General features: G+C 63.9%; 14 protein-coding genes. 6 read left to right on the plus strand and 8 right to left on the minus strand.

The features are described 5' to 3' along the window. Positions 1-66 precede the first annotated feature (66 nt). Entirely contained in the window at positions 67-1,014 is a 948-nt protein-coding gene (locus SR3_RS03915; RefSeq protein ID WP_068081002.1) for a phosphatase PAP2 family protein, read from the minus strand. Positions 1,015-1,394: 380 nt separating this feature from the next. On the opposite strand from SR3_RS03915, the gene SR3_RS03920 reads away from it, so the two are divergent. From SR3_RS03920 to rplA, 5 genes are all read left to right on the plus strand, one after another. Further along, positions 1,395-3,095, plus strand: a complete 1,701-nt coding sequence (locus SR3_RS03920) for a hypothetical protein (protein WP_068081005.1) — start codon at positions 1,395-1,397, stop codon at positions 3,093-3,095. Positions 3,096-3,275: 180 nt separating this feature from the next. After that, the gene (gene secE / locus SR3_RS03925; RefSeq protein WP_068081008.1) at positions 3,276-3,494 is read left to right on the plus strand and encodes a preprotein translocase subunit SecE; all 219 of its coding nucleotides are present in this window, start codon (positions 3,276-3,278) and stop codon (positions 3,492-3,494) included. Between the two features lie 83 nt (positions 3,495-3,577). After that, entirely contained in the window at positions 3,578-4,114 is a 537-nt protein-coding gene (gene nusG / locus SR3_RS03930) for a transcription termination/antitermination protein NusG (protein ID WP_068081011.1), read from the plus strand. Between the two features lie 244 nt (positions 4,115-4,358). Further along, complete coding sequence (rplK, locus tag SR3_RS03935; RefSeq protein ID WP_068081014.1) at positions 4,359-4,790, plus strand: 50S ribosomal protein L11; 432 nt, start codon at positions 4,359-4,361, stop codon at positions 4,788-4,790. Positions 4,791-4,794: 4 nt separating this feature from the next. Then, positions 4,795-5,496, plus strand: coding sequence for a 50S ribosomal protein L1 (rplA, locus tag SR3_RS03940; protein WP_068081017.1), 702 nt, complete (start codon positions 4,795-4,797; stop codon positions 5,494-5,496). Between the two features lie 335 nt (positions 5,497-5,831). Here the strand turns inward: rplA and SR3_RS03945 are convergent, their stop codons facing one another. The 5 genes from SR3_RS03945 to rimO form a co-directional block, all read right to left on the minus strand. Then, positions 5,832-6,407 carry a YqgE/AlgH family protein gene (locus tag SR3_RS03945; RefSeq protein WP_068081020.1) on the minus strand — a complete coding sequence of 192 codons (576 nt, stop codon included), beginning with the start codon at positions 6,405-6,407 and terminating at the stop codon, positions 5,832-5,834. 52 nt (positions 6,408-6,459) lie between these two features. Then, a complete protein-coding gene (locus SR3_RS03950) occupies positions 6,460-6,990 on the minus strand; it encodes a hypothetical protein (RefSeq protein ID WP_068081023.1) in 531 nt (176 codons plus the stop codon). Beyond that, on the minus strand, positions 6,990-7,751 hold the full coding sequence (locus SR3_RS03955) for a competence/damage-inducible protein A (RefSeq protein ID WP_068081025.1): 762 nt from the start codon (positions 7,749-7,751) through the stop codon (positions 6,990-6,992). The genes SR3_RS03950 and SR3_RS03955 overlap by 1 nt, the downstream gene beginning before the upstream one ends. Before the next feature lie 11 nt (positions 7,752-7,762). Beyond that, positions 7,763-8,395, minus strand: coding sequence for a hypothetical protein (locus tag SR3_RS03960; RefSeq protein WP_068081028.1), 633 nt, complete (start codon positions 8,393-8,395; stop codon positions 7,763-7,765). Between the two features lie 286 nt (positions 8,396-8,681). Next, the gene (rimO, locus tag SR3_RS03965) at positions 8,682-10,073 is read right to left on the minus strand and encodes a 30S ribosomal protein S12 methylthiotransferase RimO (protein ID WP_068081036.1); all 1,392 of its coding nucleotides are present in this window, start codon (positions 10,071-10,073) and stop codon (positions 8,682-8,684) included. Positions 10,074-10,155: 82 nt separating this feature from the next. Between rimO and SR3_RS03970 the strand changes: the two genes are divergently transcribed. Next, positions 10,156-10,512 (plus strand): hypothetical protein, encoded by a 357-nt coding sequence (locus SR3_RS03970; RefSeq protein ID WP_068081038.1) that lies wholly within the window; start codon positions 10,156-10,158, stop codon positions 10,510-10,512. Between the two features lie 251 nt (positions 10,513-10,763). Here SR3_RS03970 and SR3_RS03975 read toward each other — a convergent pair whose 3' ends face one another. Beyond that, a complete protein-coding gene (locus tag SR3_RS03975; protein ID WP_068081041.1) occupies positions 10,764-11,765 on the minus strand; it encodes a peptidoglycan DD-metalloendopeptidase family protein in 1,002 nt (333 codons plus the stop codon). Next, positions 11,762-12,526 (minus strand): 5'/3'-nucleotidase SurE, encoded by a 765-nt coding sequence (gene surE / locus SR3_RS03980; RefSeq protein ID WP_068081044.1) that lies wholly within the window; start codon positions 12,524-12,526, stop codon positions 11,762-11,764. Before surE ends, SR3_RS03975 begins: the two co-directional genes overlap by 4 nt. Between the last annotated feature and the right edge of the window lie 17 nt (positions 12,527-12,543).

A 12,543-nucleotide genomic window follows, 5' to 3' on the forward strand; every position in this document is an offset into this window, starting at 1 on the left:
GTGGGTTTTATGAGGCGGTTTGCACAAGTTGCAAACCGCCTCATCCATTTTTAGCCCATGATGGTGTCAGGTGAAGGCTGGTGCGCCCACAGCGGTGGCATCTGGCGCGGCCTCGCGCCGGCGCGGCGACATCTCAGAAACGCTGAAGCGCTGGCTGACGGCAATGGCCAGCAGGGCAACAAGGACGCCCGCGATCACATCGCTGAAATAATGGCCGCCATGGATCGGCGTCGACAGCAGCATCGCCATGTTCACCGCGAGAAAGGGATAGCGCAGCTTGCCCAGCGGCCATGTCGCCCAGGCATAGAGCGTGCAGGCCGCGGCGTGGAAGCTGGGGACGGCGATCAGCCCGGTCAGGGCGCTGAGATCGATGGTCGTCTGCGTGCCCGAGCGCAGGCCCTCGATGATCGCGACATGGGCAAGGCCCGCCATGGGAAAGTTTGGCAGGTCGTGCGGAAGGAAAGAGGCTGCCGCCGAGGTGGCGGGGGCAAAGGCCAGCGAGATATCGGTGACGAGCAGACTCAGCAGATCGGCAGCCAGAAAGCGGTAGAGGCGATCGAACCTGCCCGTCAGGGCCAGCGCGGCGATGATGAGGGCAGGGCTGGTGATGATCGAGGTGTAAGCCTTGAGAAGCATCGCGTTCAGCAGCGGGTGGTGCTGAACAAAATTCCAATAATCCAGCCAGTTCAGGCCGATGATCCGGTCCGCGGCCAGCAGATGCTCATCGACCCAGCCATGGCTCAGCGCCGCCATGCCGTAGGAGGCGATGCAGCCGGTGAAGGTGATCAGGATGAACAGGCCGAAGCAGGCAAAGCCGCAGACCACGCGGTCCAGCCAGACGATGCCTTCGGAGCGATAGACCGCCAGCGGCAGGAATGGCGTCACTGCCAGCAGCGGCAGGCTCATCGACATATGGCTGGCATCGAGCGAAAGATGAGTCGCCGTCAGCAAAGCGCTGGTTCCGGCCACGCACAGGGCGGTGGCGATAAGGACGAATCGTCTGGCATCGATCATGGGCGGGGGGCTCCCTTGCGGCGCCTGCTGGCTAACTTCCTCTGGTTAAAGAGGCGTTTACCCCGGCTTGGTCGTAAAATCAGCGAGATGCCTGTTGCGAGCGGTTCAGTCGCGCCTGTTGCCCCAACAGCCCCTCCGCATGAATACCGGGCAGGCCGACGGTGTCGCCGTTTGCCGCCAGGGATCCGGACGATCCGCAAGGTGACAGGCGGTGGACAACATGCCACTTTGGCACGGTGATCACCGCCGTGATGCAGCCGATGGCTTGATTTCGGCAGGCTGGCGGCTAACAGGCGTGGTTTGCGGATCGCTCTTGCGATCCCGCGTGGTCCGAATGGAGGCGGCGCCAGCCTTGTGGCAGCGCCGGAGGGATGGGTTGCATGTTGCTTCGCACGGCCGATGAGGCATTGATCCGGTCGCGATCCTGGTATCGCTCGGCATCGGTGTGGGCGGCGCTGATCCTTGCTTTGGCCTCGGCGCTGCCGGTGCTGATGGCGCCGCATACCGAGATGATCGATTTTCCCGCGCATATGGCGCGCTATGCGGTCATGCTCGATCATGGCGCCAATCCATGGTTCGCGCGCTATTACAGCTTCGACTGGAAATGGACCGGCAATCTGGGCGTGGATCTGCTGATCTTCCCCTTTGCGAAGATGTTCGGGCTGGAGACGGGCGCGAAGATCATCGTCGCGCTGGTGCCGCCGCTGACGGGCATCGGCATCGTCTGGAGCGAATGGGCGCTGCGCCGCCGGATCGGCGTGGGCACCTTGCTGGGCCTGTCCTTCATCTGGTCGCCGATGCTCAATCTGGGGCTGGTCAATTACGCGCTGGGGCAGGCGCTGGCGCTGATCTTCTTCGCCGCCTGGGTAGAGATGGGCCCGCGCGGCGCCTGGCAGCGCGCCATGGACTGGCGCTGGCTGCTGTTGCTGGTGGCGGGTTTCGCGGTGTGGGTCAGCCATATCTCGGCCTGGGCCGTGCTGATCGTGATGGTGGCGGGCGCCGATTTCAGCCAGCGGCTGGACGAGGGCTGGCGCCGCTGGTGGCGCCCGGCGCTTACCAGCCTGCCGATGTTCGCGCCGATCATCGTGATGGTGCTGATCCCCGGCACTTCCAGCGACAACAGCTATGGCCGCTTCTGGTGGCTCTACAAGACCTCCACCTGGGAACGCGCGATGCGTGATTCCAACTGGTGGCTCGACCATATCTCGCTGGGCGTGATGGGGGCGGTGATCGCGCTGGCGGTGCTGTTTTCGGCCCTGTCATGGGCGCTGAAGCGCTGGCGCGGGGGCTGGGGCTTCCTCGATGGCCGCTTCTGGATCGATGGCCGACTGGGCTGGGCGGGTCTTGGCCTCATCATCCTGAGCTGGGTGGTGCCGCGCCATATCTCGGGCGGCGATCTGGCCGATTACCGCCTCATCACCACCGGACTGATGGTCTGCGTGATGGCCATCGACTGGTGCGCCCCGTGGTGGGTGCTGAGCGGCCCTGTTGGCCTGTATGCCGTGCGTCTGGCCACCACCACGCTGAGCTGGCAGCAGGATTCCGCCGATACGGATGAAATCCTCAAGGCGCTGGATGTCATCCCCGAAGGCGCCAAGGTGGCCAGCGTGGTGCTGACCCCGCGTGAATTCTGGTGGTTCAACAAGCAGGAGCATGTCGGCGGCTATCTGGTGATCCGCCGCCACGCGCTGGTGAACATGAATTTCGCCCTTCCGCACATCCATATGCTGCATGTGAAGGAAGGTGGGCCCGGTTTCGCCGATCCCTCGCACCGCCTGCTGCAGTCGATCCATCAGCCGGTGCGGCTCGACTGCATCCGCCCGGCCTATCATGCCGACTGGCTGCTTTATGTGGGGGCCAAGGCGCCCGAAACGCTGCCCGACAAGGCGAAAGTGGTGTGGCAGGGCAGGGGCGTGTGGCTGGCCAGACTGCCCAACACCGGTGTGGTGCCGGACCGTTGCAGCAAGCCGCGCCTGCCCGATTCGCCCGCGCAGCGCGCCATCGACCGCAAGCTCTCGCACATGCCCGACCTCAAGCTTGAGGGCAGCCCCTATCAGCGCGGGATGCATGACGCCAATTGACGGCAGCTTTGGCAGCGCCGGGCTTACCTTGCGTCATGCGCTTGCAAAATCCGCGCGCGCGCATTAAGTCCTGTGGAACTTCCCGACATGGATGTTCTTAAAGCCCCTCCCGGACCTGATCCGGGGCGGCGCGGAGCCCATGGCGGAAGGCAGGATTAATCGCCAAGGAATATGACAGGCATGAACGACCGCGCCGCCAATGACGGAGCCAAGACGAGCCCCGGCGAATTCATCAACCAGGTGAAGGTCGAGGCCCGCAAGGTGGTGTGGCCCACCCGTCAGGAAACGCTGACCACGGGCATCTTCGTGGGCATTCTGATGCTGATCCTGGCCGTGTTCTTCCTGGGCATCGATACGGTGTTCGGCAAGCTGGTGCAGTTCCTGCTGTCTCTGGCGTAAACAGGTTGGCCTGATACGGCCCGCCTGACTTCACCCGATTTACGCGCTTTATGGCGCAAACCATTGACGAATAAGAGGCAAGCATGGCCCGCTGGTATATCATTCACGCTTATTCCGGCTTTGAGAGCAAGGTCAAGGAAGCCATCATCACCGAGGCCGAGCGTCTGGGTCTGGAGCAGCTGGTCGAGCAGATCGAAGTGCCTTCCGAGCAGGTGACCGAGGTCAAGCGCGGCAAGAAGGTTCAGGTCGAGCGCAAGACCATGCCCGGCTATGTGCTGGCCAAGCTGACGATGAACGACGACATCTACCACCTCGTCAAGAACACCGCCAAGGTGACCGGCTTCCTGGGCCTGAACGGCAAGCCGCAGGCCATCAGCGAGCGCGATGCCGAGCGTTACTTCGGCAACCGCGAGCAGGTCGCCACGCAGGTCAAGAAGCATGTCGCGGTCGATTACGAGATCGGCGATTCGGTCAAGGTGCTCGATGGCCCGTTCAGCAGCTTCACCGGCATCGTGGAGGAACTGGATTTCGACAAGAACCGCGTCAAGGTTTCGGTTTCGATCTTCGGCCGCGCCACGCCGGTCGAGCTGGATTTCGAGCACGTCGAACTCTCGAAGTAAGCTTCGCTGCGGTTTCTTTGCAAAAGGCGGGCCACCGATGGGTGGTCCGCCTTTTTGCTTTGTGCAGGCGGGGGCGTGCAGGCAGGGGATTTCCGCTTGCTTTTCCCCGTGATCCGTCTAAGGGCACCGCTTCCCGGTGGCATGCGCTGCCGGGTGTCCGTGCGGGAGGGGCCTCGCCCCGCTTGACCGCTTGACTTGAGGGGGCTGGCCCAAACCATCCCCGACAGAGTGAAAGGAGGCCACTGTGGCCAAGAAAATTGACGGTTACATCAAGCTGCAGATCGCAGCTGGTGAAGCAAAGCCCAGCCCGCCGATCGGCCCCGCACTGGGTCAGCGCGGCGTGAACATCATGGGTTTCTGCAAGGAATTCAACGCCGCGACTCAGGAAGTCGAAAAGGGCACCCCGCTGCCGACCATCATCACGGTCTATTCGGACAAGTCCTTCTCCTTCGTGACGAAGACCCCGCCCGCCACCTTCTTCATCAAGAAGGCTCTGGGCCTGAAGTCGGGTTCGAAGGCTCCCGGCAAGGACAGCATCGGCCAGATCACCCGCGCTCAGCTGGAAGCGATCGCCGAGTCCAAGATGAAGGACCTCAACGCCAACGATATCGTCGCCGCCGCGAAGATCATCGAAGGTTCGGCCCGTTCGATGGGCCTGAAGATTGTGGAGGCCTGACATCATGACCAAGCTGACCAAGAAGCAGAAGTCGCTCACCGAAAAGCTGGGTGACAACCAGAACCTGCACGGCATCGACGATGCCATCCAGTTCCTGAAGGACCTCAAGAGCGCCAAGTTCGACGAGACCCTCGAGATCTCGCTGAACCTGGGCGTTGACCCCCGCCACGCCGACCAGATGGTCCGCGGCATGGTCACCCTGCCTTCGGGCACCGGCAAGGACGTCAAGGTTGCCGTCTTCGCCCGTGGTGACAAGGCCGAGGCCGCTCTGGCCGCCGGCGCTGACCGCGTGGGCGCCGAGGATCTGCTGGAAGACATGCAGGCCGGTAACCTCGACTACGGTCGCGTCATCGCCACGCCCGACATGATGGGCGTCGTGGGCCGCCTCGGCAAGCTGCTGGGTCCCAAGGGCCTGATGCCGAACCCGAAGCTGGGCACCGTGACCCCGAACGTCGCTGAAGCGATCAAGGCTGCCAAGGGCGGCCAGATCGAGTTCCGCGTCGAGAAGGCCGGCATCATCCATGGCGGCATCGGCAAGCTCTCGTTCTCGAACGAAGCGCTGCGCGCCAACTTCGACGCCTTCGTCGATGCCATCGTCAAGGCCAAGCCGTCGGGCGCCAAGGGCAAGTACCTGCGCAAGATCGGTCTCTCGACCTCGATGGGCCCCGGCCTGAAGGTCGACCTGAGCCAGGTGCACGGCGGCTGATTTCAGCCCCTTGCTGACAAGATTGGGCCGGGAGGGAAACCTTCCGGCCTTTTCTTTTGGGTTTTGGGAAGGAAGAGGAAAAGCGAGGGTGTTACACCCTCGCGCTCCCTTTACGTCTCCCGACGAGAAGGCAGTGGCGTCGAAATATGGCGTCCAACCTCTCCACCTGTGCGGGGCAAGGCGCCGCCGGCAATCATGGTCTGGATGCAGGGGGATGCTGGCAATTGATGCCTGCGGCGCAGCGACGTTGCTCTATGGCCGAACCCGAGGCGCCACGTGGACATTAAAGGGAGCGCGAGGGTGATGACCCTCGCATTCTCTCTTTTCCAAATCTCTTAAGCCCGGCCTGTCTGCCCCGATAGATGCGAAGGATCGATCCCTTCCGCCACCCAGATCGCATGCCAGCGATCATCCACCGGTGTGTCGAACAAGATTTCCGCATGGCTGTCCGCCGCGAACCAGCCATGCTCGCGCATTTCGTCTTCCAGCTGTCCGGCGCCCCAGCCGGAGTAGCCCAGCGCGATCAGCCACTGCCTGGGCCCTTCGCCTTGCGCGATGTTGGTCAGGATTTCCCGGCTCGCCGTCACCGACCACAGGGGGCTTGGTGTAATCGTGCCCGCGCCGGTGTAATCGGGCGAGTGGATGACGAAGCCGCGCTGCGGCTCGACCGGGCCGCCGAAATGGATCGCGGCGTCGGGAGCCTCGCCCGGATCGATATCCAGGTCTTTCAGCAGCATATGAAGCGAGATGCCGTCCAGCTCATGCCCCACGCCGATGCCCATGGCACCCTCTTCATTGTGGAGGCACAGGGCGATCACGGCATCTTCGAACCGGGTGTCGGGCATGCCGGGCAGGGCCAGCAGCAGGCGTCCGTCGAGGTGTTGGGCGTCGAGTGTAGGGGCCACAGTCATCCAGCCAAGGTAAGGCGAGCTGTTCGCCGGTGCAATGGGCAGTCGCGCCGTATCAGCGCAGATTGGCCGATGTATAGCACTCCAGCACCAGCGCGAGCACGCGATTGTCCGGCAGGCGCAGCAGGGCGCGGTTGGCCAGGATGGTGTCGGCGGGGCAGCCGGGCAGCGGGCCACGGCGGGTCGCCAGCTTTTCGCGGCGGAAATGCAGGGCGGCCACGGCCTTGCCGAAGGGCGTGTCGGTGGTGGCCAGCACGCTGTTCATGTCGGGGGTGAGCAGCGCGGGGTTGTACCAGTTGTGCGCCTCGGACAGCACATGGGGGCCGCAGCTGAGGCGCACATGGCGATAGCCGGGGTCTTCGGTGCCCAGCGTATCGGGCAGATCGGGGGCGGGCAGGGCGTCCTCGCCTTTCACCAGGGTGGCGGCGATGCGCGGCTCGGGGGCCAGCTTGCGTTGCTCGCACCATTGGGTAAGGGCCATGGTCGCGCTGTCCGTGCTGGAGAGCGTGGCCTCGAACTGGTCGATCAGCTTGGTGTGAGGCGCTTCGGGAGCGGCCTGCAGCGTCATCAGCAGGGGGAGCAGCATCAGATGCCTCCCTCGATGGCGGGATGGCCCAGAGCGGCCAGATCCTGCGCCAGTTGGCTGGTGCAGGCGGTCAGTTCCCCGGCATCGGTGGAGCGGATCACGAAGTTCACGCCGGTCTTGCCTTCACGAAAGAAGGGGTAGCTGCCGATCTGCACGCCGGCGAAGGCCTTTTCGGTGTTGCCCAGCAGGTCTGCGACTTCGCTTTCGCCCACCCAGCAGCCCAGCGTGGCGGAGAGCACCGGGGCGCCGCCTTCCAGCGATCCGGTCAGCGCGTCGAGCATGCCCGCGGTGATCATGGGCACGCCCGCCATAATGTAGATGTTGCCCCAGCGGATGCCGGGCGCGCCGGAATAGCGGTTGGGGATCAGATCGGCGCCTTCGGGCACGCGGGCCATGCGCAGGCGCGCCTCGGTCAGCGTGCTGCCCTTGCCGGTGTAATAGGCCTCAAGGATGGCGCGGGCTTCCTCATGGATCACCACGGGCACGCCCAGCGCTTCGGCGATGGCATCGACGGTGATGTCGTCATGCGTGGGGCCGATGCCGCCGGTGGTGAAGAGGTAATCGTTGCGCACCCGCAGGGCGTTCACCGCCTCGACGATGGCCTCGGTCACGTCGGGCACGACGCGTACTTCGCGCAGGCGGATGCCCTGCACGCCCAGCCAGCTGGCGATCTGGGCGATGTTCTTGTCATGCGTGCGGCCCGAGAGGATCTCGTCTCCGATCACGATCAGGGCGGCGGTGTAGATGCGGGACTCTGACATGGCGGCAAGGACTAGCGGGGCTTCGGCCCGCTGGGAAGGGGGGCTGGGGCTGGATCGCGGGCCGGGCCCTCATCTCCGACAAAGCCGATGTGCAGATCGGCAGCGGAGGAGAATTTCAGCAGGCAGAGAAAGGCCTTATCAGTCTCGGCGGCGTTCTGGCCGTGATTGGCGATGCGGCCAAGCGCCAGGCTGGGGCGCGCCGCGCCGGGAGGCGTGACCAGCTTGAGCATGGGTTTGCTGGAGGGGCCGCAAAACTCGCTCAATTGCCGGGCCAGAGCGGGCGCGTCGTCGCGCACAGCCTCCAGCCTGGTGATCTGGGGGGCGAGCTGGTCGCGCTCGATCATCTGCTGGCGCGTGTCTTCCCCCGCATTCAGCATGGCGGGCAGCAGGAAACGGCGCAGCTGCTGGGCGAGGGCGGGAGGATTGTCGCCCGGCCAAAGCTTGTCGGCCACCATCAGCTTGGCGGCGCATTCGAGCTGCTGATCGCTGGGCGGCGTGGCCGGGTTCAGCGTGACCGCAAAGCTGTCATAGGCTTCCTCGACCTGAGCCTTGGGAAAGCCGCAAGCACCCATCTGCGCCTTGATGGCGTCCTGAGGGATGGGCGGAGCGGCCTGCATCAGCAGGACAAGGGCTGAAAGCAACATGGGCCACAAGGTGACATGGCTTGGCCTGCGCGGCAATTGCCCGGCGGTATGATGTTTAAAAAGAAGGCCGGACCTTGCCTGCCGGATGCCCATAAAAAGAAAGCCCGGTCTTGCGACCGGGCTATGAAAGTTTTGGGAGAGGATGCCTGAAAGGCACCTTCCTTAGACATGAAAACGGTTGTTGTTGCAAATGCGAAAATGACGTAGTGCAATGCAAAAAATGCAACTCAGGATTTCGTTCCCTCAGTTCGTCCTATGATAAAGCACGCTTCGTCGCGGTATAGCGTTAGCCTTCCACGATCACACCGAACAAATCATGCGCATCGGCGTCCTCGATGTGGACGCGGACGATGTCGCCCGGCTCCAGATCCGCAGGCACGTCGCGCAGCAGAACCTGCCCGTCGATCTCCGGCGCATCGGCTTGGCTGCGGCCCGTGGCGCCGCGATCGCCTTCTTCATCGGCCTCGCCCACCTCGTCGATGATGACGGGGATGGTACGGCCGATCTTGGCGGCCAGACGCGCGGCGCTGATCGCCTCGGTCTTTGCCATCAGGCGCATGTAGCGTTCTTCCTTGACCGCTTCGGGCACGGCGCCGGGCAGATCATTGGCCGTCGCGCCCTCGACAGGCTCGAAACGGAAAGCCCCGACGCGGTCGAGTTGCGCTTCATCCAGCCAGTCGAGCAGATACTGGAAATCTTCCTCGGTCTCGCCGGGGAAGCCCACCACGAAGGAGGAGCGGATCGCCAGATCGGGGCAGATCTCGCGCCATGACTTGATGCGTTCCAGCACCTTGGCCTCATTGGCCGGGCGCTTCATGGCGCGCAGCACATTGGGCGCGGCATGCTGGAAGGGAATGTCGAGATACGGCGTGACAAGCCCCTCGGCCATCAGCGGAATGATGTCATCCACATGCGGATAGGGGTAGACGTAATGCATGCGCACCCAGGGCGGCGTGCCGTCAGCCATGCGCAGATTGCCCAGCTCGCGCGCCAGATCGGTCATATGCGCGCGCACCTCGCGGCCCTTCCACATGCGGCTTTCATGGCGAATATCCACGCCATAGGCCGAGGTGTCCTGGCTGATGACCAGCAGTTCCTTGGTGCCCGCCGCGACCAGCTTTTCCGCCTCGCGCAGCACGGCATCGATGCGGCGGCTCGCCAGCTTGCCGCGCAGCTGCGGGATGATGCAGAAGGAGCAGGAATGGTTGCAGCCTTCCGAAATCTTCAGATAGGAATAGTGGCGCGGCGTCAGCTTCACCTCGCCATCGCGGCTCGGGATCAGATCGACGAAAGGCCCCTGCGAGGGCGGCGCGGCGGTGTGCACCGCATCGACCACCTGCTCATACTGATGCGCGCCGGTCACGGCCAGCACATCGGGGAAGCGGGCGCGGATCACATCGGCCTCATTGCCCATGCAGCCTGTCACGATCACGCGGCCATTTTCGGCAATCGCCTCGCCGATGGCGGCCAGCGATTCTTCCTTGGCGGAATCGAGGAAGCCGCAGGTGTTCACCAGCACCACATCGGCGCCGGCATAGTCTGGGCTCATCGCATAGCCATCGGCCCGCAAACGCGTGAGAATCCGCTCGGAATCGACAAGGGCCTTGGGACAGCCAAGGCTGACCATGCCGACCTTGGGAGCATCGGGAAGAACGGTGATCGTGTTTTCGCTGGACATAACGGACGGGCCCCTACACCCAAAGCGCCCAAAACGCTACTGCTGGCGTTATATCGAGAATGCGCGCGAAAGGATTGCACCCATGGGCCCCGTCAACTGGATCGCGGTGATCCTCGCAGCGGCGGTGGCCGCAGGCATCGCCTGGCCATGGTATGCCCTGTTCCGCCGGTCAGTTCCCCCAGCGTGGCGGCTGCTGGCGCTGTTCTTCCCGGCTTCGCTCATCGGGCATAATTTTGCGCGGGTGGGCGTGGATGCGCTGGCGGTGAAGCCGTGGCTTTACTGGATGATGAGCGGGGGCTTTGCGCTTTCCATCATCATCCCCGCACAGGTGGTGGCCGATGGGCGGCATGGCGTGGCCTGGAAGGAAACGCTGGTGGATGCCGGTTACTGGCTGGTCGGGTTCCTCGGGATGGGGACGGTGTTTTGGGTTTTGAAGTAAGGGATTAGGAAGAATAAAAGCGAGGAGGTTACCCCCTCGCGCTCCCATAACGTCTTCCGACGCACGGTCAGCGTTTCCCCATCGGAGTGCCCTGCCTCTCCACCTGCGCAAGAAAAGGCGCCGCAGGCAGCTATGCCCTGGCGCCTTTTTCTCGTTTCAAAGCCTGCGGCGCGGCAATCTGGGCGCAAGGCTGAACCCGTGGCGCTACGCAGACACTCATGGGAGCGCGAGGGGATAATCCCCTCGCATTCTCACTTCTTCTTCACGACCTTTTTAGCGGCGACTTTCTCGTCCACCTTCTTCTCGGCAAGATGCTTGGGCAACAGCCCTGCCGGATCGACGGGATGATTGTCCTGCCTGATCTCGAAATGCAGCTCGTCGCGCGTGGCCTTGCCCGAATGGCCAACCAGCCCGACTCGCTCATGCGCCTTGACGGGATCGCCTTCCTTCACGGTGATCTTGCTCAGGAAGCCATAGGCCGACTGCCAGCCATTGCCGTGATCGATCACCACGAGCCGCCCGAAGCTGTCCGGCTCTTCCTTGGCGAACAACACCGTTCCCGAGGCAACAGCACGCGCGGCGCTGCCTTCGGGCGCAACGATATCGAGCCCGTCGTGGAAGTTGGGTTTGCCGCGCGCGGTGTAGCCACGGCGCACCGGCCCATTCAGCGGCCATGAGAAGCGCGGCGCTGCCTTGGCCGAACCGCCGTCGCCATGATCCGCCTTGGCCTCGCGCGGGGAGGGGGTGTCGGCGGCGTCGCTCTCGGCGGCGGGCTTGTCCTTTTTGGCGGGCTTGTCGTCCGCGGGCGCGGCGGGCTGCTTGCCCGAGGACAGCATCGTGGGGATCAGCAGCGATTGGCCGACATCCAGCTTGGTGCCGTCCTTCAGCCCATTGGCCACCAGAATGGAGGAGAGCGGCACGCCATAGCGATAGGCGATGTCGAAGCCGGTCTCGCCTTCCTTCACCGTATGGCGGCGGGTGCGGGGCAACATCAGGCGCTGCCCGGCATGCACGTCATAGGGCGGCTTGATGCCATTGGCCTCGATGATCAGGATGCGCGGCACCTTGGCGCGGTGAGCGATGCCGCCCAGCGTCTCGCCGGGCTTGACCATATGGACATGCTCGCGGTCGAGCGGGACGTCGCTTTCGCCCTTGGCTTCGGCCTTGGGTTTTTTCGCAGGCGTTTTTTCAGGCGCAGCGAAAGCAGGGGCGGCGATGACCAGTGCTGCTGCCAGCAGCGGCAGCGCCCTCACGCCTGGAACCGGGCGCCCAGCGCCGCCAGAGAGGCCTCATGCGTCAGGTCGAGCTGCAGCGGCGTCACCGAGATGAAGCCATCGGCAATCGCCTCCAGATCGGTCTTGTGGCCGGTGGTGTGCTCGATGCCGTGCAGGCCGAACCAGAAGTAGCGATAGCCGCGAGGATCGGTGCCCTCGACCACCGAACCGCGCGCGTAATCATGGAAACCCTGCCTCACCACGCGAATGCCCCCTACCTGATCGCCTGCGATCGGAGGGAAATTTACGTTAACCAACGTGCGTGGCGCAATCGGGGCATTCACCAATGGCTGTAAAACTTTGTATCCCCATGCTTCCGCCGCCGAGAAGGACACCGAATCGCCCATGCCTTCCTTGGAATAGACCTGGCTGAGCGCGATCGAACGGATTCCGGCCAGCGCGCCCTCCATCGCGGCGGAAACGGTGCCCGAATAGGTCACGTCATCGCCCAGATTGGCGCCGCGGTTGACGCCCGAGAGGATCAGGTCCGGCTTTTCGGGCAGGATCTTCTTCAGCGCCATGGTCACCGAATCGGTCGGCGTGCCGCTGACGGCAAAACGGCGCTCCTCATACTGGCGCAGGCGCACCGGGCGGCTGAGCGTGAGCGAGTGACCCGCGCCCGACTGTTCCTCCTCGGGGCAGCAGATCCAGATGTCGTCGGAGAGCTGGCGGGCGATGGCTTCCAGCACCTTCAGGCCGGGGGCGTGGATACCATCGTCATTGGTCAGCAGGATACGCATGGGGGCAACTTTCGTGT

Source organism: Novosphingobium rosa NBRC 15208 (assembly GCF_001598555.1).
GTDB lineage: Bacteria > Pseudomonadota > Alphaproteobacteria > Sphingomonadales > Sphingomonadaceae > Novosphingobium > Novosphingobium rosa.

Coding starts and splice junctions, on each gene's coding strand:
- SR3_RS03920 (WP_068081005.1), top strand. CDS start 1,395: ATGTTGCTTCGCACGGCCGATGAGGCATTGATCCGGTCGCGATCCTGG.
- SR3_RS03960 (WP_068081028.1), bottom strand. CDS start 8,395: ATGTTGCTTTCAGCCCTTGTCCTGCTGATGCAGGCCGCTCCGCCCATC.
- surE (WP_068081044.1), bottom strand. CDS start 12,526: ATGCGTATCCTGCTGACCAATGACGATGGTATCCACGCCCCCGGCCTG.
- SR3_RS03955 (WP_068081025.1), bottom strand. CDS start 7,751: ATGTCAGAGTCCCGCATCTACACCGCCGCCCTGATCGTGATCGGAGAC.
- rimO (WP_068081036.1), bottom strand. CDS start 10,073: ATGTCCAGCGAAAACACGATCACCGTTCTTCCCGATGCTCCCAAGGTC.
- SR3_RS03970 (WP_068081038.1), top strand. CDS start 10,156: ATGGGCCCCGTCAACTGGATCGCGGTGATCCTCGCAGCGGCGGTGGCC.
- SR3_RS03945 (WP_068081020.1), bottom strand. CDS start 6,407: ATGACTGTGGCCCCTACACTCGACGCCCAACACCTCGACGGACGCCTG.
- nusG (WP_068081011.1), top strand. CDS start 3,578: ATGGCCCGCTGGTATATCATTCACGCTTATTCCGGCTTTGAGAGCAAG.
- SR3_RS03950 (WP_068081023.1), bottom strand. CDS start 6,990: ATGCTGCTCCCCCTGCTGATGACGCTGCAGGCCGCTCCCGAAGCGCCT.
- rplA (WP_068081017.1), top strand. CDS start 4,795: ATGACCAAGCTGACCAAGAAGCAGAAGTCGCTCACCGAAAAGCTGGGT.
- SR3_RS03915 (WP_068081002.1), bottom strand. CDS start 1,014: ATGATCGATGCCAGACGATTCGTCCTTATCGCCACCGCCCTGTGCGTG.
- secE (WP_068081008.1), top strand. CDS start 3,276: ATGAACGACCGCGCCGCCAATGACGGAGCCAAGACGAGCCCCGGCGAA.